A 24772-nucleotide genomic window follows, 5' to 3' on the forward strand; every position below is an offset into this window, starting at 1 on the left:
GAAGACCCAGAATTTGAAACCTTCTACACCAAGAACATCTTGTTGAATGAAGGCATTCGCGCTTGGATGTCTCCGGCTGACCAACCCCATGAGTTCTTTACCTTCCCTGAAGAGGTTCTTCCTCGCGGTAATGCTCTGTAATTCTCACAATTGAGAATTCTGGTAGGGTGGGTATTGCCCACCCTACTTTTTTACTTGATGCACTGTAATTCTGACCAATCCTCACCCGATTCTAGAACTCTGTGCTAAGGTAATTCACAGGTGCAAGGCACTCAGAGCTAGATGCTCTCTTATCTCGTTTACGAGTTTAATGTTGCATTTTTTAGGAGGTGATGCCGATGTCAGATAGTAGTAAACGCATGGGTCTTCAAATTGGAGTATGCCGGCTGTGGGCCGGGGCTGTTCTCTAAATGCTAGTCTCAGGTTAGAAAACCTATCGTCAAAAATGACTAGCTTGGGGTTCCTCCCGGCAGTCAGGTTTCAAACTGAAGACCCGCTACACCGCTCTCACTCTCAACTGTTCAAAATTCTATCGTTCAGAAAGAAAATTGAACATCTACCAGTGAGAGCGGATAGTTTTGAAGTAGAGGAGAATGGAAAAGGAATGACTAAACTGACTCAATTACAAATCCAAGAAAAAGCCAAAACCCTATCAGGGTGGGAATTAGACGGAGAGAGTCTACAGTGCCAGCGCAAGTTCAAAAACTTCGTTGAGGCGATCGCCTTTATCAATAAGCTAGTCGAACCCGCAGAAAGTGCCAACCATCATCCTGACCTCTCCATTTCCTACAATCGAGTCAGCATCACCTTGACAACCCACGATGCAGGTGGTTTAACAGAAAAGGATTTCGCTTTGGCACAAGCGATCTCCCAGATAGAATGAATAAGGTAAACTAAAATAAGCTTCTAAAGTTAAAAGCTTAAAGGTGTGAGGAGCAAGTAAAATGTCGAAATTTCTGTGGAAGACCCTGTTGGTAAGTCCAGCAGTCCTGACTACGTTGATCTCTGGTTCTTTGGTTCAGGCGGCTGAAAACACCAGCAACCCTGCCCTAGTGAACCAGCAATCCCTAAATTTAAATATTGATGATTCCTTCTCCGTTGGAGTCCCGGAATCCTTCGATCTCGATCTTCAACCCTCTCTCATTGCTCAAGAGCGCTCTACCCTAGATCAAGTGATTGAATACAGCAGTGACGGAGAAGAAGTTGAAGAAGAAGTCGAGCAAGTCACCTCCGTCTCCCAACTGCGAGATGTACGCCCCACAGACTGGGCCTTCCAAGCCCTACAATCCTTGGTTGAGCGCTATGGTTGTATTGCCGGTTATCCTGACGGAACCTATCGCGGCAACCGGGCAATCACTCGCTACGAATTTGCTGCTGGTTTAAACGCTTGCTTAGACCGGGTAAATGAACTGATTGCTGCGGCAACTGCTAACGCGGTTACCCGTGAAGACTTGGCGGTACTGCAACGACTACAAGAAGAATTTGCGGCTGAATTAGCCACCCTTCGCGGTCGCGTCGATGCCCTCGAAGCCCGCACCACCGAGCTAGAAGCCAATCAATTCTCCACCACTACCAAACTGGTGGGCGAAGCCATCTTTGCCGTCACCGATGCCTGGGGCGCAGACCTTGACCTCAATCATTCCCGGTTTAATGTGGGCCGTCGTAGAGCATTCTTAGGAATGTCTAGCAGTTTTGATCCTAACTTAGCTGGAGGAGTAACTGACTATCCGAGTACCAATGAGACCGCTCTAATGGGTCGCGTGCGGCTGAACCTGAACACCAGTTTCACCGGGAAAGACCTGTTGCTCACTCGGATGCAAGCTGCCTCTGTTGACCGATTTAACTTCCAACAAGAATCCGGTCAAGGACTGCAAACCTTCCAAGTCAACAATTCAACCAATGGCGATCTCTATCTAGACAAACTCCAATACTACTGGAGCTACAACAATCGTTTGAATTTCGTCGTTTCTGCCATTGGCGGAACATTTGATGACTTTGTGCCCACCCTCAACCCCTATTTTGAAGACTACGATGGGGGAAGCGGGTCTCTCAACACCTTCTCGCAACGGAATCCCCTATACCGGATTGGCGGTGGTGCAGGGATTGGTATGGACTTCAATTTGGGTGACTTTAAGTTCCTCAATTTAGGGGCGGTGAACCTCAGTGTGGGATATTTAACTGAAAATGGTGAAAATCCCACCTCTGGGAATGGTCTCTTCAATGGAGACTACGGGATGTTAACTCAGTTGACCTTTACCCCTTCTAATAGCTTTTCCTTTGCCTTTACCTATGCCCATGGCTATCATGACCAATACAGCCCCATCTTTGACAATGGGTATGGCTATGATTTAGTGGGGACACCGCAAACTCGACTGGTTAGCGATTTAGGGCGCACTTCCACAAATTCCTATGGTGGAGCCTTTTCTTGGCGCATTAGTCCGAAGTTTGTGGCCAATGCCTTTGTTGGCTACACCGATGCCAAATTGTTAAGTCAAGGGCAACGGGGCAGTGGAGAGATTTGGACTTATGGTTTGAACATGGCCTTCCCTGACCTGTTTAGAGCCGGAAATGTGGGAGGACTCTCTGTAGGTGTTCCTCCAACTTTGGCCGGTGTCAGCTTGATGGGTGGGGTGGATAATGCAACTCCTGTCAATATTGAAGGCTTCTACAAAATCCGGGTGTCGGATAATATTTCTTTGACTCCTGGCGTAACGGTCTTAATCAGTCCTTTCCAAGATGCTTTGGATGAGGATACAGCCGTGATTGGAACCCTGAGAACGACGTTCTCGTTCTAAATGGAGATTATCTAACTGGGTGTAAGGTTCAGGCCATCCCTGAAGTTTACACCCAGTTAGAGGAATAGGGCTGAAAAGGAAAAATCAAGTTACAATCGAAAGCAACTCGCCGAAGTCCTGCCAAAACTCCGATCATGGTGCAAGATAGAGGACAAGGCAGAGTTAGTGAAACCTAACATGAGTATCCTGACATTCCAGCGTTTAGGTGATAAAATCCCAGATGGGAAGTTGACGATTCTTAAGGTGTGAGGAGAAAAATCAATGAAGTCAAAGCTTCTATGGAAATCCATTAGTCTGACCCCTGCTCTGTTGGGGGCTGCTTTATTCGTTTCTGGTGGTTCGGCTCTGGCCCAATCGACTGAAACCAGTAATATAGACCAAATCCAAAAATATTCAAGAGGAACCCGCACTAGCGGTTCTATGGGTCAAGTGACCTCAGTTTCCCAGTTGCGAGATGTTCGCCCTACAGACTGGGCGTTCCAAGCTTTGCAATCCTTGGTAGAACGCTATGGTTGTATTGCGGGTTATCCCGATGGAACCTATCGCGGAAATCGGGCGATGACTCGGTATGAGTTTGCGGCTGGGGTTAATGCGTGTTTAGACCGCATCAATGAACTGATTGCTGCTGCTACGGCTAACTTGGTCACTCGTGAAGACCTGGCGGTACTGCAACGTCTGCAAGAAGAATTTGCAGCAGAATTAGCGACCCTGCGGGGACGGGTAGATAGCCTGGAAGCACGAGTAGACTTCTTGGAAGAACACCAGTTCTCGACAACGACTAAACTGAATGCTTCGGCGATTTTTGCTCTCAGTAATGCTTTTGGAGATGAGAGACCTCTGAGAGGTTGGGGCCCTGACCGTCGGATGATTCCGGGTTCTACGACAACCGGAGGTAGACGGGCTGATGCAGACGATAACGCCACTTTTGCCGGTCGTGTCCGCTTGAACTTTGACACCAGTTTCACTGGGGAAGATAGTTTGAGAACTCGTCTGGAAGCTGGTAATGTCAACAATACGGGTAATGCATTAGGAACGACTGCTGCTCGTTTAGCGTATGAAACGAATACTAACAGTAGTTTTGATGTCACTATCCTGACCTACCGTTTCCCCTATGGTGGATATTTTGAAGATGGGACACCTAAAGGACGGATGCAGATTGGTGCAATTGGGCAAGCCCCAGATGACATCATCCCCACCTTCAGCATTAATAGTTCTGATAGTGGTCCGATCTCTCGCTTTGCTCAACTGGCTCCCATCTATAATGGCGGAGATGCAGGGATTACAGGGATTTACTATTTCACCCCTAGAATTAGCTTGGGCTATTCCTACTTAGCAGGTGATGCGGAAGATCCGACAGAAGGACGAGGACTCTTTAATGGTAGCTTCCAAGCTATGGGTCAATTGAGCTATGAGGGAGACCGGTTTGGGATTGGCTTTACCTATGCTCGCGATTATGTTTCAGGGACAGCGCGTGAGAGTGTAAGTAGTCTATCTGGCCCCCTGAATCGAGGTATTGGCGTGTTGGCTTCCGATCCTTTCCGTAAGGCTGGAGAGGCTATTGCTGCTGATTCCTATGCTATCTCTGCGGAATGGAAAATTAGCGATCGCTTCGTTCTCAATGGCTGGGGTCAGTATACCAGCGCCCAAGACTTGGATCGCCAAGGCCGCTATCGCTATGATGATGCCGATATCTGGAACTGGATCGTTGGCTTTACCTTCCCGGATCTCGGTGCAGAAGGTAACTTAGGTGGACTGATGGTGGGTATGCCTCCCCATGTGACTGGAGGTAGTGGAGAAGCTCCTGATACCCCGATTCACTTGGAAGCTTTCTATCGTCTCCGCTTAACGGATAATATCTCGATTACTCCTGGCTTCTTGGCTGTATTTAATCCTGAAGGAGATAGCCGCAACGATACGGTTTATGTGGGAACCATTCGGACTACGTTCAGGTTCTAGAGTTCTCGGTTAATCTCTAGAAAACAAAGAGGGGGGTGTGCGAATAGCACGCCCCTTTCTGTTTCAATACCTAAATAAGTTGGCATTCAGACTTGTTCGGCGCGATCGCTTCTTGGAATTCCCGTCAAGCCTCGAATATAATAAAGTTTGTATGAATTTGTAAAACAACCATGACATCAGTCACCATTGATTTACCCGAAGAAGCCTTCGTCAGCCAAGGGGGAAAGCGTTCCCCAGAAGAATTTGTACAAGATATGCGATTAGCTGCGGCAACTTTTTGGTATCAAAAAGGAGACATATCCCAAGAAAAAGCAGCACAAATCGCGGGATTAAACCGCCGGGATTTTTTAGTCAAGCTGGCAGAAGAAAAAATCAATGTTTTCCCGGTAGATTTTGATGACTTAGACCGAGAACTACAACGTGGTTAAATCTCCAGCAATAGATACGTCTCCTTTAATTTTCTTATCCAAAGCCAGTTTGATTGATTTATTACAAGCCTTCAGTAGTGAGATTGTAGTTCCTCAAGCAGTGATTATAGAAGTTACAGCTTATGGAGAAGAAGATATTACAGTTAAAACACTAAAAGAAACAGATTGGTTAATTGCTCAAAATGTTGGACTTATTCCGGAAATTATTCAGAAGAGTGATTTGGGTTTGGGCGAGTCAGAAGTGTTAACTTGGGGATACAATTACCCAGGTACAGAAGTGATTTTAGACGATTTAGCTGCTCGGCGTTGTGCAGATACTCTGGGGATTCCCACTAGAGGCACTTTAGGATTAGTTTTGAGAGCGAAACAAAGAGGTCATATTTCGGAAGCTAGGCCAATTTTAGAGCAATTACGCCAATCAGGTATGTATCTTTCAGATCGAATTTTAGAACAAGCTCTATCCCGTGTTGGTGAGTAAGGGGAGTGTATTTACTGCGATCGCTAGGAGGTCTAGAAACCGAGCTTTCCCTACTGTCGATTGCCGATTGCCTACGGCCTTCTGTTATAATTCCATATTACCCATTACCAGCACCATAGCATCAACCGTGAGTTATTCCTCTACTGCTTCGGAAGATTTCAATATTCCTAATGCTGATTATCGAGAGTTGGATCGGGATAAACTCACGCCCATGCTTCAGCATTATGTGCAGGTGAAAGAAGAGTATCCCCATGCTGTATTGCTCTACCGAGTGGGTGATTTTTTTGAATGCTTTTTTCAGGATGCGGTTACCCTTTCGGTGCAGTTAGAATTGGCGCTTACGAGTCGGGATGGGGGAAAAGAGATTGGTAGAGTGCCGATGACGGGGGTTCCCCATCATGCTCTGGAACGGTATTGTCCCCAATTGGTGGAAAAGGGTTATCCGGTTGTGGTCTGCGATCAAACGGAAGATGCGGCAGTAGCAGCAGCAGAAAAACGGATGGTGACGCGGGAAATTACGAAAATTTTGACTCCTGGAACCCTCACAGATGAGTCGATGTTAAGCGCTCGTCGGAATAATTTTTTAGCAGCAGTTGTTATGGTTAAAGACCATTGGGGATTGGCCTATGCGGATATTTCTACGGGGGAGTTTTTTACGACTCAAGGGAGTGGTTTGGAGCATTTAAATCAGGAGTTAATGCGCTTGCAACCTTCGGAAATTCTGATGCCGACGGATGCTCCGGATCTGGGTAAAATGTTGCGCCCTGGGGAAAAGTCTGAGCAACTGCCGCTAGGGTTGCCGGACTGTTTTTGCTATTCTTGGCGATCGCAAGTTGTCTTTAGCCTGCAAGAGGCAACGGAGCGCCTGTTGCATAAGTTTAAGGTCAGATCTTTGGAGGGGATGGGATGCGATCGCATTCCGTTAGGGGTTCGGGCTGCGGGTGGACTCTTGGAATATGTGGAGGAAACCCAGAAGCAAAACGCCGTTACCCTGCAATTGTTGCGGAGTTATTCGACTCAGGATTTCCTGATTTTAGATCATCAAAGTCGCCGCAACTTGGAAATTACGGAAACGGTGCGCGATCGCACCTTCAATGGTTCCCTATTATATGCGATCGATCGCACCTTAACCGCGATGGGAGGGCGTGCCCTGCGGCGCTGGATCTTGCAACCGTTGCTGAAAATCAAAGCCATTGAAGCGCGACAAGAGACGATCGGCGAATTAGTCCAGGATACGGAATTAAGGGATTCTATTCGTCAAATTTTGCGGCAAATTGCCGATTTAGAGCGGCTGACGGGAAAAGCGGGATCGGGAAGTGCCAATGCTAAGGATCTGGTGTCTTTGGCGGACTCTCTCTGTCAGTTACCGCAACTTGCCCAATTCGCCAGTCAGGGGCGATCGCCGTTTCTGAGGGCGCTGCAAACTGTGCCACCGGAGTTAGAGCAATTAGCCACTAAAATTAAAGTCTATTTAGTGGAAAATCCGCCCCAGCAGTTGAAGGAAGGGGGTTTGATTCAAGGGGGGGTGAATGGGGATTTAGATGAGATGCGATCGGAAGCCCAAGAGGATCAAGAATGGTTAGCTTCTTTAGAAACTCGCGAACGGGAAAGAACGGGTATTTCTAATCTGAAAGTGGGCTATAACAAAACCTTTGGATATTACATTAGTATTGCTCGCTCCAAAGCCGATCAAGTTCCGGAAGACTATACCCGCAAACAAACTTTAGTGAATGAAGAACGCTATATTACTCAAGAGCTGAAAGAACGGGAAGCTAGAATTCTCACCGCACGAGAAGATTTAAATCAATTGGAATATGAATTATTCGTGCAACTGCGAACCGAAGTGGGGGAACAAACGGAGTTAATTCGCAGTATTTCCCGTGCAGTTGCGGCGATCGATGCCTTATGTGGATTAGCAGAAGTTGCGGTTATTGAAGGATACTGTCGCCCCACTTTAACCGAAGGCCGAGAAATTATCATCCGGGATGGCCGACATCCGGTGGTTGAGCAAACTTTAGGGCGGGCATTTTTTGTGCCGAACTCCACAACTTTAGCTCAAAAAGATAAAAATGAATCCACGGATTTAGTGATTTTAACGGGGCCGAATGCTAGTGGTAAAAGCTGCTATCTGCGGCAGGTGGGCTTAATTCAACTGATGGCGCAAATGGGTGGTTTTGTACCGGCAACATCGGCTACATTGGGAGTTTGCGATCGCATCTTTACCCGTGTCGGTGCAGTCGATGACTTAGCCACCGGTCAATCCACGTTTATGGTAGAAATGAATGAAACCGCCAATATTCTCAATCATGGAACCTCTCGCTCCTTAGTTTTATTAGATGAAATTGGTCGCGGAACCGCCACCTTTGACGGCTTATCGATTGCTTGGGCTGTTGCTGAATATTTAGCCACAGACATCCAAGCACGAACCATTTTTGCCACCCATTACCATGAACTGAATGAATTAGCCTCCATCTTAAAAAATGTGGCTAATTATCAAGTTACCGTCAAAGAAATGCCCGATAAAATCATCTTTTTGCACCAAGTTCAACCCGGTGGAGCAGATAAATCCTATGGCATTGAAGCCGGACGATTAGCGGGTTTACCCAAAGTGGTTATTGAGCGAGCCAAACAAGTGATGAATCAGATTGAAAAACATAGTAAAATTGCCATGGGTTTGCGCCAAGGTATGCCCGCATCCAGGGATTAATAGATATTATTATATACCGTATCCCGTTGTTGGGGATATCGCCCTAGGGAACTAATTGCTTGTTCGAGAGTTTCGACTTCCATGCAAGTACCTCCCTGGGCCCCAGCCATGGTGCTAATGTGTTCTTCCATGAGGGTTCCGCCGATATCATTACATCCCCAATTAAGGGCTTGGGTTGCCCCTTTTAAGCCCAATTTTACCCAACTGGGTTGATGGTTAATAATCCAATTGCCGAGAAAAATTCGGGCGATGGCAGTCAGTAATAAGGCATCCGATAAAATAGGTTGATCTCGTTTAACTCGATGGCGAATAATGGGGGGAGCATCTTGGCCGACAAAGGGGAGTAGGATAAATTCTGTGATGGCGGATGGATTGAATTCTAGGGAGTTTTGTTGTAAGGTTCGCAGATGATTTAAGTGGGTAATTTGCTGTTGGGGGGTTTCAATATGTCCCGATAATAGGGTACTGGTGGTGGGCATTCCTAAACGGTGAGCGGTGCTGATGATTTCTAGCCAGGTTTGGGTGTTTATTTTTTCGGGACAAATGATGGCTCGCACGCAATCGTCGAGAACTTCGGCGGCAGTTCCTGGCATTGATCCGACACCGGCTTCTTTTAAACTAGAGATGACGGTTTCATAACTGATTTGATCTTGTCTAGCGATAAATTGAATTTCTTGAGGGGAGAAGGCGTGCAGGTGGATTTGGGGATAGTGGCTTTTGATAGTTTGAACGATTTTAAGGTAGTATTTTAAGCTTTTGCCGTCTATTTTTGCTTCTGGATTTAAGCCTCCTTGCATACAGATTTCGGTGGCTCCTCGCTCTACTGCGTCGGCGGTTTTCTGGAGAATAGTTTCTAGGGTTAACCAGTAGGATTCTGGAGCGTTTGCATCTCGACGAAAGGCGCAAAAACTGCAATGTTGTTCGCAAATGTTGGTAAAGTTGATGTTGCGGTTGATGACGTAGGTGACGGTGTTTCCTACTTGTTTTTCTCGCAGGCGATCGCTGGTTTCTCGAATGGCTTCAATGGCTCTGGGATCGGTTTGTTGTAAGAGTAGTAAAGCGTCGTCTGTGGAGAGGTCTTGACCGGATAAGGTGCGATCTAAAAGGGTTTCTATGGGATTTAGGATAATCACGGTATTTCCTCTGTAAACTGGTGTGCTAACCTTTTCAGTGTAATGGCTCTATTCATCACTGAGGTTATAATTAGGGTAAAAATAGCAGTTCCCCTCGCAGAATGTCTTCTGCTTCAGCAATGGTGCTGACTCCGCGATCGGTTAATAATTGATTCAGTTCAGGATCTGTGGTAAAGCGACTGCCTTGATTAAAGTAGACTGTCGTTACTGGAAATGTCCTATTTCCACTGATATACTCAGCAATAACAATAACATCTGGTTCTGAACCATCAAAGTCAATTTCCTGGAAAGATACCGCTTTTAAATCGGAAAAAATCCAAGACTCTGTATGGGAGTTTGGCGGTAAAGTGTGCATGACTTCGCCATTGGTCTGCATCACGTGAAATTCCAGACTATTCTGAAATTCTGTGGCCACAAAAGCCACTTCTCCTACCTCTCGAAGACCGAGCCAAAAACTCTGATCAATAATAATTTGGCGATCGGGCAAAAATAAATTACGTTCTACCCAACCGAGTTCGGCAGCATTAAGCAGTCGAGGTGGGGTTAGATTTTTGGTGGTTTGGGCGACTTCTGGTAAGGATGGGGAGCTACTAGAGGCGGTGAAGCTCACACCGATAAGAGCCATAAATAATATCAATGGAAATGGTTTGAATCGGTTCATAATTGATGTTTGCTTTTGCTCTTCTATCCCTATCTTACGATAAAATTAGTGAGATCATTCATTACTGATTCCTATGCCCCTAACTCTCCAATTCCAACAACTGGATATTCCCCCTGGTCAAAGATTACTGATTCATGACCTGAACTGGGAAGAATTTGAGCAATTTTTAACTGAACTGGGAGAAAAACGTGCCAGTCGGATTGCTTACAGTCACCATACCTTAGAAATCAGAATGCCATTACCAAAACACGAACGAGCTAAATCTTTAATTGGGGATATGGTAAAAATCTTATTGGAAGAACTAGAGATCGATTGTGAATGCTTCGGCTCGACGACATTCAAACGCCAAGAAATGGGATTTGGCATTGAACCCGATCAATGCTTTTATATTCAAAATCATGCTCAAATGCGAGGAAAGCGGAGAATGAATTTAGCCATCGATCCGCCTCCTGATTTGGCGATTGAAGTGGATGTTACGTCTAAGACTCAGACCGATGCTTATATCCGCTTGGGGGTTCCGGAATTGTGGATTTATGGTGAAACTGAACTAAAGATGTATGGGTTGGAAGATGGGGAATATCAACAGATTCAACAGAGCAAAGTTTTCCCAGAGTTTCCCATAGTAGATTGGGTGAAAGAAGTGTTAGAAAGAAGTTATGCGATCGGTCGAAGTCCGGCTTTACGGGAATTTCGTCAACAGATCCGACGGTTAAGGAACTGATGTATGCGAACTCTTAAAATAGAACTTTAACTAAAGATTTTGCTAAATGATAAACCACCGGCACAGAAACTGCATTACCTAGCTGTTTCTTGGCTGTATTTTCTCGCTTGGAAAGCTGAAACCATTCAGGGAAACCTTGTAAGCGGGCATAGTCTTGGGCAGTAATAGGTTTGTATTTTTTACGGTGATAAACGCGCTGAATAAATTCTTGTTTATAGCGTTTGGGATCTTGACAGTCAAAACAAATCGTAGTGATATAATCTCTCATTCCGGTAGCTGTTAAGGTTCCAATAGCATCTGCATGGGCTAGAATGATTTTAGCAACTCCATGAATACCGGCGGAAATTTTAGAATTAACAAATTCATAGCCGGAAGAATCAAACCTGAGAATCTTTTTGGCGATCAAGTTTTCTAGTTCTTCTGGATGCAGATCGGGAATAAGTTCAACTAAATGATGAAATTTTAAAGGATTTCCATCTTTAGGGCCATATATTTTCTTGCGTCTATTTTTAAGAATGGTGGTGCAAATTGATTTTTCGCGATCGCTGGTCTCAATTAAATCCCAAGAATGAATTGTGGTATGACCATCACGAATATCAGCAAACACAAAGAAATCATTGAGTTCATCGTTTTTCTGAAATCGATTTCTGGACGCAGGAGGGCGATCGCCAAATAAAACAGAAGGTGATATTTTTTGCTTCTGTACGGGACGCTTCGAGACTCCTGCGATAAAATCATAGAGTTTAGGACGTTGATTTAAGGGTTGGGGAAATTGAAACTGATGCTGATTTTCGAGCTGTTCATGAATGCCAACAATAAACACGCGATCGCGGTCTTGTGCTAAACCAAAATCATAGGAATTTAAAACCTGATAGTCTACCCAATATCCAGCTTGTCTCAATTGGCTTAGAATGGCTTGTAAGCTCTGTAAATGTCTAGGTTCGGTTAATCCTTTGACATTTTCAAAAATAAATAATTTGGGTTGATTTAACTGTACCAAACGAATCACATCAAACCACAGTTGACCCCTTTTATCTGCAAATCCCTTAATTTGTCCGGCAATTGACCAAGGTTGACAGGGAACTCCACCCACAATTACATCAACTGAGTGGGGTAAATACCCCAGTTGAGAAATATCTCCTAAATTGAGTTTTTCTGCATTAATGTAACGGATAAAGTTGGTTTGATATACCGAAATTGCTTCGCGATCGATTTCTGCATAGCCCAAACACTTCCCCCCTAATTGTTCCAGTGCGAGTCTAAATCCACCAATGCCTGCAAACAAATCAATAAACGTAAATTTGGGATTCAGACTCACCCCAGAATAGGGATTCAAGGGATTAAATAATTCGATTTGAATAGGGGATGCAGCTTGCATCTGGGTAATATCAGAATTTAAGATGAGTCTATTTATTATATCAGAGCTTGTTCAGAGCTATAAATCCGAAGAAATTGAAGACAATCGCGATCGCCGTGTTAAGATGGAATTCACCTATATCCTTCTGGGGCCACAAGCGAGATAATCAGCTATGGCAACGAAAACTCAAACCCAAGTTCCAGTTACTCCGACTCCTGCAACTCCGGCTAAAAATGCTCTCCCTACACCGAAACCGTTTACGGAGTCTTTGCCGGTTGTGGAGACGGATACGGAGAGCGCAACGGTGCAGATGAGTGCCATGAGTGGGACTCCTCCTGATGACAAGGGGACGGGGAGAGGCGATCGCCCCCAATTTTCTCCCCTAGGGTATCAATTTAGTCAAATCTCGGTGGCTCCGACTCGTGCAAATCCGGCTCTGTTGCAGTCCCAAACCGAGGATGAAGACCGGCCCCAATTTAGAAAAGATGGCACATTCGAGACGAGTCAATCTGTAGAAAAACGGATACAGTTAAAGCGGGGAAAAGGGCAACCCTTACCCGATCGCACGCGATCGTTTATGGAAGACCGCTTTGGGAATGATTTTAGTCAAGTTAGAGTTCATACTGATAGCACCGCCGTACAACTGAGTCAAGACCTAAAAGCCAAAGCCTTTACCCATGGTCATGATATTTACTTTAATTCCGGGCAATATAACCCCGGTTCAACCGGTGGTAAACGACTTTTAGCCCATGAACTGACCCACACCATCCAGCAAAAAGGGGCGAAACTCAAACCCAAGAGAGTCGAAACTGAACCTAGGAAACCTCATAAAATTTCGGCCAAACTGGAAAAAACCAACTCAAAGACACCAGAGGTTAAGCCTAAACCTGTAGTTCAAAAGGTGCAGCGTAAAGAAGAAAAAAGTGGTATTGATGTCAATTTGAAGCCTTTGGGGGGAAGTCTGCAACCCAAAGAAGAATCCAGTGGTATTGACGTGAACTTGAAACCGCTTGCGGGGAATGTGCAACCCAAAGAAGAATCAAGTGGTATTGATGTGAACTTGAAACCCCTTGCGGCTCAAATTCAGCGCACCAACAGTGATGGGGGGAAGATCCAGACAGAATTAATTGTAGGGGCAGTTGGCGATCGCTACGAACAAGAAGCAGACCGCATGGCCGATCGGGTTATGGATCACTCTACCACCTTACAACGAGAGCAAGAACCCGAAACAGAACCCGAACCCGAACCCAGTGCCGACGTTAACCTCAAACCCCTAGACCACACCATACAGCGCGGCAATGGTCGGCGGCCCCAAAGTCGTCGTCGTCCCAAAGCCATCCCCTATGCAGCCATTCTAGGCGGTCAGGAAGAAAGCGAAGATGAACAGAACGTTAACATCACCCTGAAGCGGGAAGACGATGCAGAAGATGCCCCCGCACCCCCTCTACAACCGGACATCAACACCGACGAACAGAACGTCAATATCACCCTCAAACGTCAAGACGATGTAGGGGCGAACGGCCGTTCGCCCCTACAATTACCTCTACAACCGGACATCAATACCGACGAACAGAACGTTAACATCACCCTCAAACCCGAACCCATCCATGATGCACCCGCAACCCTTCAAGCCAATAGCGATGGTTCATTTCAAGCCAGTAGTGGCATAGAAAGCAAAATTAAGAGTAAAGAAGGGGGCGGTTCATCCTTACCCACAGAGACCAAAGGCTTCATGGAATCTCGCTTTAATAACGACTTTAGTGGGGTTCGCGTCCATACCGACAGCGATGCGGTGCAGATGAACAAAGATCTGGGAGCTAAGGCATTTACTCACAAAAAAGACATCTATTTTAATTCTGGACAATATAACCCCAGTTCCACTGGTGGCAAACATTTACTTGCCCACGAACTCACCCACACCATCCAACAAACCGGCCCCAGTGTGAAAACTCAGCCGGATATTCAGAAAGATGACGACAAGAGCGAGGCTAAAAGTGAGGACACGAGCGAGGACAAGAGTGAGGACACGAGTGAGGACACGAGTGAGGACACGAGCGCAGCAGATGATAGTGAAGATAAGAAAAGTATTAGCGAGGTGGATGAAAATACTACTGAAGTTAGCGATGATGACTATAGTGAAGACGACATCGAAAACTTAGAGAAAGATGCCAGCAAAACTGAAGATGAGGTAGACAAAGATAAGAAAAAAAGTGAAGACGATGGGGGCGGAGACGATAAAAAAGAGGATGAAGATCAGCAAACTGAGGATGTTGCCCCTCAAGAAACCGATGACTCCAGTGAACCTGACGTTACGGAAGACCTGAAAAAACAAGCACCGCCACCGCCTCCAGACGATACAGCCGCTCCTGTTCCTGTCCCTCAAGTGGTTCCTGGTCAGGTGGAGTCCGACGACCCCAACCAAAACCCAGCATTCATGGCGGTCACGCAGCAAATTGAACAACAGGGAACAGAGTTTTCCAAGCATGATGACCCCAAGCAGGAAGCAGTCGAGGTGCAGGATGCGGTGGTGGATGAAAGCCAATCTGACCGCAAAGCGAAGGAAAGGAAAGGTGACACAGCCGCCAGTCAAGACCCAGCAACCTTTGACCGAGAAGCGTTTGTGCAAAATCTGTTCGCGGCTCTGGGTATTGAAGAGCCGAAGAGCATGGAAGATGTTGAAAGTGGTGGAGGCGTTGGCCAGGAAGCGGAAGCTACCCTTGACAAGGAAGTGGGTTCGGCGACAACTGAGGCGGGTGGGGGAATGCCGGAGGCTGCCCAAGCTCCTCCAGAGATGAAAGACGAGGATATTAAGCCGGTTAAGGAGATGGAGGGGGTTGAAGGCAAGATTGATGATATGCAGGAGGTGGTTCCAGAAGTGGATGAGGCTGCACCTCCTGCGACTTCTACGGAGAATGTGGAAGATAAGTTAACAGAGCAGCAGGAAGGTTTAAAGGAAACGTTTGGGGACTTTGGCCAGGCGAAGTTGATGGTGGGCGGGCCCCAGGATCGGTATGAGGTGGAAGCCGATCGCATGGCGGATACGGTGATGGAGATGCCCGATCCGCAGTCCCAACCGGTGCAAACATCCGGTGTAGGGGCGGGTTCACCAATATCGCGGTTGGAAGACGAAAAATTGGATAAACCCGCCCCTACGGAACCCTCTCCCCTCGTAAAACGGCAGATCCTGCGAGCTAAAACGATCGCCGAAACGATCCATCGCTCTCCCCAGTGGATTTTACAACGGGAAAAAGAGGTGGAAGCGGAGACAGCCGAACCGGTAGATCTGGAGACGGGGACGGGGAAAACCCTGACGACTAAAGATATGGAAACCTTCAATGACCCGGCATTTGGAGGGGATAAGGCGCTGCAAGGGTTACAGGAGACGGAGAAGTTTAGCGAACAAGGGCCGGAAGAGTTCCGCAAAGAGGAAGAAGGGGCGATCGCCGATACCAAAACCCGCAACCAAGAAAAATCGCAACAAACGACGCAAGCGATGAAAGATCAGCGTGTCCAAACCATGACGGACATGACCACCAAGAAGGAGGAAACCAAGGGAGCCAATGAAGCAGCGCGGCTGAAAATAACGGAAGAGTTGAATGCCATTTATACCGAGTCTCAGATGAAAGTGGATGGCATCTTAGCGGAAATGGATGCCGAAGTGCAACGCAGAATGGCCCTAGGCAAAAAGGTTGCTCGCCTCGCCTTTGAGATCGTGCAAAAAGCCGCCTTCAAAAAATGGCAGAAAAATTATTACTACCATCGCCATGGGATTAAAATTGATTTATGGTTTACCAGTTTTAAGATTTTCAATGTTTTCCTGTGGGCTAAAGAGAAAATATATACAGGACTGCCGGATGAAGTCAATAACATTTATAGCGATGCCAGGGAAGTCTATGTTAATTTCTTGAGACAGTCCATTGCTGGAGATGCCGGTTTTAAGCCGAAAGTCGAGACGAGCGAAGTCAAAGATGTTCTCGGAAAAGTGACTGGGCTATACGAGCAACTGGGTCAGAACGCGATCGCCCCCTATGTAGAACAAAAAATGCTCGAAGCCAAGGCTGCCATTGACGAAGGGAAAGCCAAGTTTCAAGCAGCCGTAGACAAATTGGGGCCAGAAGAAAAGCAACTTGCAGAAGGCGCGATTTCTAACATTCAAGGGCAATTCGATAATCTAGAAAATAATGTTAAATCCTATCAAGACAACTTAGTTAACGACATTACCGAAAGTTATAAACAAGGCTTAAAAGAAATTGATGACCGCATTGAAGAACTGAAAGCCGCTAACCAAGGGTTAGTACAGAAAGCTTTAGCCTTTATTGGAGATGTCATCAAAGCCATTCTTAAAGCCCTTTTGATTCCCATCAAATGGATCTTATCCAAATTTGGCGTAGATGGCTCTATTTTAGATGCCATTATTGACGATCCGGGTGGATTTATGAAAAACTTCTTCACCGGACTCAAAGATGGTTTCCTCAATTTTGCCCAAAACTTCCCCAAACATTTTCTCAACGGTTTGGTTGAATGGCTATTTGGCAATATCGGCCCGATTAAATTACCCGCAAAATTTGACCTCGCCGGATTTTTCGATATCTTCATGCAAGTCATGGGATTTACCAAAGATGCCATCTTTGCAATTGCATCTGAGGTCTTTGGTTCCGATATTGTCGGTGTTATTGAATCCGCAATTGAAGGGAGCAATATTGATGAAATTATCGACGGTATGGAAAAGAAAGCTGCCGTCATTGTTGAGTTATTTTATACTTTAATTACCAAGGGAGTCGCAGCAGCTTGGAATTTCCTCGGCGATGTCATTGACGAGATGAAAACCCTGTTTATCAAAGAACTGACCATTATGGTCAGCATTGAAGTCGTTAAAGCTGCCATTACCTGGTTGATTGGGACACTGAATCCAGCAGCCGGAATTGTCAAAATTATTAAGGCGATCGTCGATGTTATTATTTGGTTTGCTCAAAACTACGAACACATTGTCGAATTAATTAAAACCATTTTTGCCGGTTTGTCAATGATTGCAAAAGGAGATACGGCTGGTTTTTCCAAATCAATAGAACTGGTATTAGCGGGATTAATTCCCGTTGCCCTAGGATTTCTCGCCACTTTAATTGGTTTAGGTGGTATAGCCAATAAGATTCGCAAAATCCTGGATAAAATCACAGGGCCTTTCCGTAAAGGCTTGAAAAAAATGTTTGAAAAAGTCGCAGCGCCATTTAAGAAAGCATTTGGCAAAGCAAAGGCCTGGGGTGCGAAGAAATATAAATCGGCTAAAGCAAAAGCTAAAGCTGTTAAAAATAAAGCTAAAGAGAAGTTTGCTCCCAAGAAGAAAAAAGAAGAGAAAAAGACTGAGAAGCAAAAACAGAAAGACGAATATAAACGTAAAGTTAAGCAGCAGAAAACTGAAGTCAAGCAAATGATTTCTGAGGGAGAACGTGAAGGCGAAAAGCTGATTACGAACAAGCGCGATCCTAAAGATGTTAAACAGGGAGCAAAAAATATTAAGACTTCAGTACAAAAAGGAAAAGAATTTGCTGAGGTTAAAGATGTTAAAGTGAAGAGTGGTTTTGGAGGAAAGTATAGCAATAAATATACGTTGACTGGAACGATTAAGAAGCTGAAAATCCCTAAAAAGAGTTCTAAGAAAACGGCTAGTCGTAAACCGATGTCTGGCAATTCCAGAATCCCCGAAGAAGCACTGCAAACTGAAGCGCAGCCTTTGGTTCAGCTTCGTCCCATTCCCTTGAAAAAACTGCAACGGAAGAAAGATAAATGGAAAGACAAGAAGAAGAAGTTGATTGTTGACGACAAGTCCACGTCGAGCAAATTTGTCTTGAAAGCCAAACTGATTGATGAAGGTGAAGTGCTGACTAAGTTAGCTAGAGATATTGAGAAGAAAGCTCGTCGGATTAAGGATAAGAAACCGGTCGCCTATTTCAAAATGCAATTGCCGAAGTACAAGAAACAGTATGACCTGACCAGTATTGGTATCGATGATAAGACGGGGTTGATGGATAAATTCGATCGCGAAATCGAGTATGAAATTACTGCCAAAGTGCCGCCCCAAGAGAAGAAGAAAGCCAGTCGCAAGGCGGCTTCTGGCAGATTAGCAGCTCCGGTCAGTAACCATATTGAACAACGAATTGGGCGATCGCAAGGCAAAGGTGAGAGCCTCAGCCATACCGTCCGCGAACCCATGGAACAAGCCTTCGGTGTAGATTTTAGCGGAGTTAGAATTCACCGTAAAACAGAAGGCGATACCCTCAGTCGCTCCCTCAACGCCAAAGCCTTCACCACCGGACAAGACATCTACTTCCGCAGCAACACCTATCGTCCCGATACCTCCTCTGGTAGCCATCTCATTGCCCACGAACTCACCCACGTCGTGCAACAATCTGGCCATAAACCCCAAGTCCAGCGCAGTCCCTTCTTCCCCCAAAACCTCGTACAGCGTCAAGGAGACGGCCCACCCCCCAAACCCCTCTTCAGTCACCTCGGCAGCGATTTGGTGATTCAGCGCGATGAAGATGGCGGAATGGATCTGAGCCAAACTGCTGTTGTTGCTGGAGCTGTTGCTGTAGGAACCGCCGCTAAAGTCATGGAAAGCTCCTCCAGCCTGAAAACCGATGTTGATGTCTATAAAGATATCAGTAAGAAAAAAGGCACAATGGAAGTCTTTGTGCGGGTACAGAAACCCCAATACCAAAGTACCCCAGAACAACAAATGGCAGATATAGCCGATGATAGTGAAGGCATTCCCGAATTTACCCGCACCTTGATCGCCAAACATATTGAAACCATTCTCCGCCAAGACCCTAGGCGAGAAGTGGTGGAGAAAAAATTACCCGAAGTCGCCCTCAAGTTCGACCTAGACTTGGTAAAAATTGCCGGTTACACAGAGATTGGTGGCAGTAGCTTTGAGTACAAAGTTTTAGCCCAAGGCAACCCCAAAGCCGTCGCCCAGAAGAAAATCGAAGCCATGTTGAAGAAAATGGCTAAAATGGGTAGCGCTCAGGGCCAACCCTCTGCACCTCAACAGGATGGCACAACGGAGCTACCCCCCAAACCGCCAGAGCCAGAAACCACTAAAGACAAATCTAAGCCTGCTGAATCCGAGGATGAATCCGGCAAAACTCCAGACACCGAAAATCAAGATAAGCCAACTCCCTCTACTCTAGAATCCCAAAAAGCCAAAACCGCCAAAGTTAAAGCTGCGGGTACACCAGACGGAGCAGATACGGCCAGCGCTAAACCTCTCAGCACCAAAACCCAGATTAAACCCGGAGGCGATCCCAAAACCCTATTTGTGATCGCTCGCGTCGATCCAGAAGATAAACAATAGGTTGAATTTTTAATTTTTTCGGCTGTCGCCGACATGAAAATTTTTAATTTTTAATTTTTAATTGATTGGCATTGGGGACAAAAATGACTCGATCGCCCACCCAACTTAATTCGCTCAATCACCTTGTCACAACGGCGACAGGTTTCCCCCCTACGACCATACACCCACGCCACCCCCGCATAATTGCCATTCACCCCCTGCACATTCAGAAAATGGCTAAACGTCGTACCCCCCTCCCGCAAACTATCCTCCAACACCTGCACCACCGACTTCCTTAAACTCTCCCACTCGGAAACCGACAGATCGCAACAGCGCCTTTCTGGATGCACCCCAGCCAGAAACAACGCCTCATCCGCATAAATGTTACCCAGTCCAGCGATTAAACTCTGATCTAATAGAGCCGTTTTAATGGGCCGTTTGCGGTTCTCTAGGGTGCGACGCAAATAGCCCACCGAAAACCCCTCAGAAAGCGGCTCTGGCCCCAATTTCCCTAAGCCTGTTATCACCTTCTCTAAAGCCGCATCCGCAGGAACCCACCAAACCCGACCAAAGCGACGCTGATCCACAAACCGTAACTCTTTTCCCGACTCAAACCCCAATCTTACCCTCGTATGTTTCGCCAGAGGTTCCGTTGGACTCACCCATAACAACTGTCCGGTCATCCGCAAATGCACCCCTAAAACTCCCCCAGGCTCTCCTTTGCGGGTTAACTCAGCCAACAAATACTTACCGCGACGATGCCATTGCTTAATCTTCGCTCCCCGTACCCCCTGCAAAAACGCCTCCACAGAAGTAGGGTGGGCAATGCTGTGACTTAAGCCAGATTTCCGGCGATCGCACAACACTTCCCCACCCTCAATCTCCTGCTCTAACGTCAGTTGATTGAGTCCTTGACGGACAGTCTCAACCTCTGGTAGTTCAGGCACAACTCTTACTCATCCCAATAAACTTGGCTAAAAGACTATTTAACTTCTTCAAGTTCGCTTTCTGCAAAGTTATTGGTATTGAGTCCAGAGGGACTACCACTGAAACCGGTATAGTTCACTTTCTCAAAGCGAACCACCACAGGATATTTAATCCCGCTTTTGTCCACAGTGGCGACTGTACCCACTTCGTTATACCAGTAGGACTCTTTGCGTTTAATACGGACTTTAGAACCACGTTGAACCATGATGACTGTTTCCTTTGAGTATTTGTTAACGGGCATTGTCTCTCAGGGTACTACTCAACGGCTCTCATCTGCACGCTTAGTTTTTTAAGTTTTGTTACTAATCCTGCCAGCGCACGCGCACAAAATGGGCCGGTTTCCCCCACATATCTTGACTTTCTTCAATTCTGACAATTTCCAGGTTAAAGGGAATGGCTGTAGTCAGATAGCGTTGGGCAATGGGCCCTACATCAGGAGCTAACTGGGAAGCAGCCATGGCCGAGACTCCCACACCGAGCAATTGTCCCAGGGGGTCTTTAGGCATAACGAAATTCACGCCGAGGGTAAAACCGGCCGTCAGCAGCAAGGCCACGGAAAGATTAGTTCCGCATCTTGGATGAACCGCTAGATTCCATTCTCCGCTCGTAATGCGATTTAGGGCGCTATAAACCGCTCGCTGCAAGGTTTGAGGGTTAACCTCGCCATACAGGTAAAATCCCTGGTCTGTAGACATACCCCCCAAGAGTTCGCCACTGCGATCTAGCTCCGTCAGCACCCAGACCGTGGCATGTTCTAAGGCATGAACCTGGCGCACCATTAAGAATTCTTTCAGACCAGGAATAAAGCCCAATTGTTCTAGGGTTTCCCGGTCTTGAGTCGCTTGAGGCACAAAGTCAAAGGAAGAGGTGGTTTGTGTCATGGTTATGGGTTGATATGGATAAGACCTAACTTAGATACTAGCTAGAAATTAGAGCGCCTTGTGGCTCAAGTTTATCTAAATTTGGGCTTCTTGCTGTTGATCTTGCTTGACTCTTATCCAACGACGGATTAGACCTTGCTTGGGAGGCAAACTAACAACTTCCCGTTCACTTTCGGATTGTCTTTTTTGCCAATCGGCAAACATGGCATCGAGATCATAGTCAAAGGCTTTCGCATGTTCTGCTCGCAACTGATGAATTTCATCCAGAATGTTTTCTTGTTGCATGGTTGAACCTCCTAAGAGTTCATAGGGCGTACAAATTACAGGCAATTCATATCCTAAATCAAGGTAGTTTCGATATGACCAGCAATCACCAAGTTTTTAGTTGATCTGGCGGTCAGATACCCAATTACACTGGTTTCAAGGTAGACAGTTTCAATCATATACTAGCTAATGGTAGGCTATTTAAAGTTTAACCTATTTCCTAACACAAAGCACTGTCATCTCAAAAAATTGGGAATTGCATTGCATCCACCCGCAATTTTGCAATTCCCAAACTACTCCCAAATCTGTCATCAAGAGGGGTCATATCAAGTTCGTTTAAACCGTTGTCATTGCGACCGCAGGGAAGCAATCGCCGAGACTTACGAGATTGTTGAGATTGCTTCATTCCGCTCCGCTCCATTCGCAATGACGTACTATAACTGATTGAGCCGACTTGATATGATACCCATTTTTAATTTTTAATTTTTAATTTTTAATTGATACTATTTGCCTTTCATTTGCTTGGCTTGTTCTAGGGCAATTTCTTTTAGAGCCTCAGAAGATTTAGTATTAGAAGCGCCTTCAATGGCTTTAACGGCTAAATCTTGTACCTGTTTCAAGGCAGAATCCAATTGTTTAGAGAGATTCTGAATCCGAGTTTCTTGATTATGGATGGTTTCGGATAAGCCTTGTAAGCGCAATTCATAGATTTTCTTCTGGCTTTCGATTTCTTGGGCGCGAAGATCGGCTTTAATTTTAACTTGATAGTGGCCAATATTGCGACCGTTTTCTTTACCGCGTTTAATGTTCTGTTCCAATTCTTGGGGAAAGGCTTCGACTTTGGCTTTCGCTTCAGTATAGGCTTTTTCCCGTTCGGCGATCGCCTCTTCCCGCTCTTGCCAACCTTGCTCTTGGGTTTCCCGCAACTCCACCAGCTCTTGCTCTAACTGCTCTCGCCCTTGCTGGTAGGCTTCTTCATCCAATTTGCGTTGCAGTTGCAAGTTATAGTTATAAGTCTCTGCATCCCTAGTTTGTTGCGTCTGAGTGGCTTGGTTGCGCTCTTGAATTTCCCGTTGATGGGTTTGCTGCTCTTTTTGCCAAGCTTGCCGCGCTTCGGCTAAACGCTGCTCTAGGGTTTCTCGCTGTTCCTCCCATTCCCGCTCAAAGGTTTTTGCCTGGGTTTGATATTGCTCGATCAACTCATCTAAAGTCGTCTCAGAAACCTCTAAATCATATAACTGTTGCAATTGCGCTTGTTCAAGATTTACCTGTTCTTCAACATCTTCCAGTTGACTAGCTTCTTTTAACAGTTTCTCGGAGAGTTCGTTTAAGGCTCCGCCAAAGGTTGCTTGGATTTTTTCCAAGTCTTGCAAAACTTTTTTCATCGGTTCAGAAACTCGATTGACTGAGTTCTGGGCGCTAGGATGTTCAATCACAGGAGTAGGTTTCACGAGGGGTTGTTTGGGGGGTGGGGTTTGGGAAACTTTGTTTTCTAGCTCTTTTTTCTCTTGCAGGAGTTCTTGATAAGCCGCGAGAATTTCGGCTTTGGTATTGCGATCGGTGGGTTTTTTAGCCATAGTGAACATTTATCAATAGTGGGTGGAAATTGTGCCCTCTCCCTATATCCCTCTCCCACAGGAGAGGGACTTCTTCCCCCCTTCTCCCGTGGGAGAAGGGGTTGGGGGATGAGGGGAAATTGTGCCCTCTCCCTATATCCCTCTCCCACAGGAGAGGGACTTTTTCCCCCCTTCTCCCGTGGGAGAAGGGGTTGGGGGATGAGGGGAAAATTATTTATTGCTAGAACTGGAAAAAGCTCGCATTGCCAATTCTTTCGCCTGATTAACAGCAGCTTGCAGTTGTTCAGAAAGGGCGGTGATTTCTTCGGTTTGCCGTTCAATGTTTTTTTCTAAGGATTGAACTTGCAATTCGTATCCCTGTTGAATACCTGTCCATTCTTTTTCTAACAAGTCAGATTTAACTTTGCCTTCGCGGTTAGCGTCTTGAATGGCTTCTTCTTTGGCTTTAATATAAGCTTGTTTGAGTTCTTCTTCGTAACCGGAAATTTTTTGGCAAGATTCGGTGTATTCAGCTTCTTGAGCGCTGAGGACTTTTTCGCGCTGTTGCCAGTCTTTTTCGAGGTGTTGTTGACGTTGGTGAAGTTCGTGTTCGAGTTGCCGTTTGCGCTCTTCGTAGTCGTCTGAGTCCATTTGACGCACGCGCTCTAGTTCGTATTGATGATTGGTTTCTTGAAGCTGGCGATCGCGGTTAATCTGTTCCGTTTTATCCGCTAGGGCACTCTCATATCCTTGTTGCTCTTTTGACCAGATTTTACGCACAGAGTCCTGTTGCTTGGCTAAATCTTCTTCCTGACTGGTGATTTGAGCCTCAAAGGTATTCACTTTGGCGTTATGCTCTTGAGTCAAAAGATGCAGAGCATCAGCGACGACACGGAGATTTTTCAGGTCTTGTAATTGCTCCTGTTTAACTGAAATAGCCTGATTGATTTCCTTGAGCTTATCCGTTTCTGTAGAGAGCTTCTCGGTTAACTGCTCAATGGTATCCCCTAAGTCTAAGTGCAGGGTGGCTAATCCCGTAACTAGGCGATCGCGACTATAACCCGAAACCTTTGCCACAACCTGCTGATTCTGTTCCCGTTGCGCCTCTTGTTCCTTCGTCTCCACCCGCACATTGGGGGATTTTCTTTCATTGACAATCTTCTCAAACGCTTGCATTAACTGACTTTTACTCGATGATGTGGGAGTCATTACCGTAGTCCTCACAGACTTGATATTTTCATCAACATCATCACTATAACCAGGATTGAATTTTAAGTCAACCCCCTTTTTCGAGAGACCGCCAAAATAGGAGTGCGTAGCGTAGCGTGTCCGCAGGACAAACGTCTCGCTCGCTACGCACTCCTAAAACACCCAATCATATCAAGTTCGCTTATTCATGTCCGCGAAGCGGAAATACCCTAATTAAAAATCCAGGGAGCAAGATGCTCCCACTCCAGTCATATCAAAGAATTCGAGGAGTGCGGGCATCTTGCCCGCTTCTTAACCAATTTTCATGTC

18 protein-coding genes and 2 pseudogenes are annotated in these 24772 nt (G+C 46.0%); 10 read left to right on the top strand and 10 right to left on the bottom strand.

Translation table 11 applies throughout. From position 1 onward, the window contains the following. From PMG71_RS23825 to mutS, 7 genes and pseudogenes are all read left to right on the top strand, one after another. Positions 1-141, top strand: a pseudogene (locus PMG71_RS23825) (photosystem II D2 protein (photosystem q(a) protein)); the annotation flags it as partial. 463 nt (positions 142-604) lie between these two features. Then, positions 605-883, top strand: coding sequence for a 4a-hydroxytetrahydrobiopterin dehydratase (locus tag PMG71_RS04620; protein ID WP_283752472.1), 279 nt, complete (start codon positions 605-607; stop codon positions 881-883). Between the two features lie 61 nt (positions 884-944). Beyond that, on the top strand, positions 945-2795 hold the full coding sequence (locus PMG71_RS04625; RefSeq protein WP_283752473.1) for an iron uptake porin: 1851 nt from the start codon (positions 945-947) through the stop codon (positions 2793-2795). 261 nt (positions 2796-3056) lie between these two features. After that, the gene (locus PMG71_RS04630) at positions 3057-4751 is read left to right on the top strand and encodes an iron uptake porin (RefSeq protein ID WP_283752474.1); all 1695 of its coding nucleotides are present in this window, start codon (positions 3057-3059) and stop codon (positions 4749-4751) included. Positions 4752-4921: 170 nt separating this feature from the next. After that, positions 4922-5179 carry a UPF0175 family protein gene (locus PMG71_RS04635; protein ID WP_283752475.1) on the top strand — a complete coding sequence of 86 codons (258 nt, stop codon included), beginning with the start codon at positions 4922-4924 and terminating at the stop codon, positions 5177-5179. Next, on the top strand, positions 5172-5657 hold the full coding sequence (locus tag PMG71_RS04640) for a PIN domain-containing protein (RefSeq protein ID WP_283752476.1): 486 nt from the start codon (positions 5172-5174) through the stop codon (positions 5655-5657). The genes PMG71_RS04635 and PMG71_RS04640 overlap by 8 nt, the downstream gene beginning before the upstream one ends. Before the next feature lie 211 nt (positions 5658-5868). Next, the gene (mutS, locus tag PMG71_RS04645; RefSeq protein WP_430540992.1) at positions 5869-8364 is read left to right on the top strand and encodes a DNA mismatch repair protein MutS; all 2496 of its coding nucleotides are present in this window, start codon (positions 5869-5871) and stop codon (positions 8362-8364) included. On the opposite strand, the gene cofH is transcribed toward mutS, so the two are convergent. After that, positions 8361-9494, bottom strand: coding sequence for a 7,8-didemethyl-8-hydroxy-5-deazariboflavin synthase subunit CofH (gene cofH, locus PMG71_RS04650; protein WP_347179199.1), 1134 nt, complete (start codon positions 9492-9494; stop codon positions 8361-8363). The genes mutS and cofH overlap by 4 nt on opposite strands. Positions 9495-9567: 73 nt before the next feature. Beyond that, entirely contained in the window at positions 9568-10122 is a 555-nt protein-coding gene (locus tag PMG71_RS04655; RefSeq protein ID WP_283752479.1) for a hypothetical protein, read from the bottom strand. A gap of 109 nt (positions 10123-10231) precedes the next feature. Here PMG71_RS04655 and PMG71_RS04660 point away from each other — a divergent pair, with 109 nt between their 5' ends. Continuing rightward, positions 10232-10879 (top strand): Uma2 family endonuclease, encoded by a 648-nt coding sequence (locus PMG71_RS04660; protein ID WP_283752480.1) that lies wholly within the window; start codon positions 10232-10234, stop codon positions 10877-10879. Between the two features lie 13 nt (positions 10880-10892). Here the strand turns inward: PMG71_RS04660 and PMG71_RS04665 are convergent, their stop codons facing one another. Then, entirely contained in the window at positions 10893-12257 is a 1365-nt protein-coding gene (locus PMG71_RS04665) for a DNA cytosine methyltransferase (RefSeq protein ID WP_283752481.1), read from the bottom strand. Positions 12258-12279: 22 nt separating this feature from the next. Between PMG71_RS04665 and PMG71_RS04670 the strand changes: the two genes are divergently transcribed. Both PMG71_RS04670 and PMG71_RS04675 read left to right on the top strand, forming a co-directional pair. Further along, entirely contained in the window at positions 12280-12402 is a 123-nt protein-coding gene (locus tag PMG71_RS04670; RefSeq protein ID WP_283752482.1) for a hypothetical protein, read from the top strand. Between the two features lie 6 nt (positions 12403-12408). Continuing rightward, a complete protein-coding gene (locus PMG71_RS04675) occupies positions 12409-19587 on the top strand; it encodes an eCIS core domain-containing protein (protein WP_283752483.1) in 7179 nt (2392 codons plus the stop codon). A 50-nt stretch (positions 19588-19637) separates the two neighbouring features. On the opposite strand, the gene PMG71_RS04680 is transcribed toward PMG71_RS04675, so the two are convergent. From PMG71_RS04680 to PMG71_RS04705, 7 genes and pseudogenes are all read right to left on the bottom strand, one after another. Beyond that, positions 19638-20513: a DNA-formamidopyrimidine glycosylase gene (locus tag PMG71_RS04680; protein ID WP_283752484.1), complete on the bottom strand. Its 876-nt coding sequence runs from the start codon at positions 20511-20513 to the stop codon at positions 19638-19640. 35 nt (positions 20514-20548) lie between these two features. Next, positions 20549-20758: a photosystem I reaction center subunit IV gene (locus tag PMG71_RS04685; RefSeq protein WP_283752485.1), complete on the bottom strand. Its 210-nt coding sequence runs from the start codon at positions 20756-20758 to the stop codon at positions 20549-20551. Between the two features lie 97 nt (positions 20759-20855). Continuing rightward, a complete protein-coding gene (locus PMG71_RS04690) occupies positions 20856-21434 on the bottom strand; it encodes a DUF6391 domain-containing protein (RefSeq protein ID WP_283752486.1) in 579 nt (192 codons plus the stop codon). A gap of 75 nt (positions 21435-21509) precedes the next feature. Continuing rightward, positions 21510-21719, bottom strand: a complete 210-nt coding sequence (locus PMG71_RS04695) for a hypothetical protein (protein WP_283752487.1) — start codon at positions 21717-21719, stop codon at positions 21510-21512. Between the two features lie 62 nt (positions 21720-21781). Then, positions 21782-21877, bottom strand: a pseudogene (locus tag PMG71_RS23830) (type II toxin-antitoxin system VapC family toxin); the annotation flags it as partial. 324 nt (positions 21878-22201) lie between these two features. Then, positions 22202-23275: a coiled-coil domain-containing protein gene (locus PMG71_RS04700; RefSeq protein WP_283752488.1), complete on the bottom strand. Its 1074-nt coding sequence runs from the start codon at positions 23273-23275 to the stop codon at positions 22202-22204. A gap of 210 nt (positions 23276-23485) precedes the next feature. Then, positions 23486-24463 carry a coiled-coil domain-containing protein gene (locus tag PMG71_RS04705; protein ID WP_283752489.1) on the bottom strand — a complete coding sequence of 326 codons (978 nt, stop codon included), beginning with the start codon at positions 24461-24463 and terminating at the stop codon, positions 23486-23488. Between the last annotated feature and the right edge of the window lie 309 nt (positions 24464-24772).

Source organism: Roseofilum acuticapitatum BLCC-M154 (genome assembly GCF_030068475.1).
In the GTDB taxonomy this organism is placed as follows: domain Bacteria; phylum Cyanobacteriota; class Cyanobacteriia; order Cyanobacteriales; family Desertifilaceae; genus Roseofilum; species Roseofilum acuticapitatum.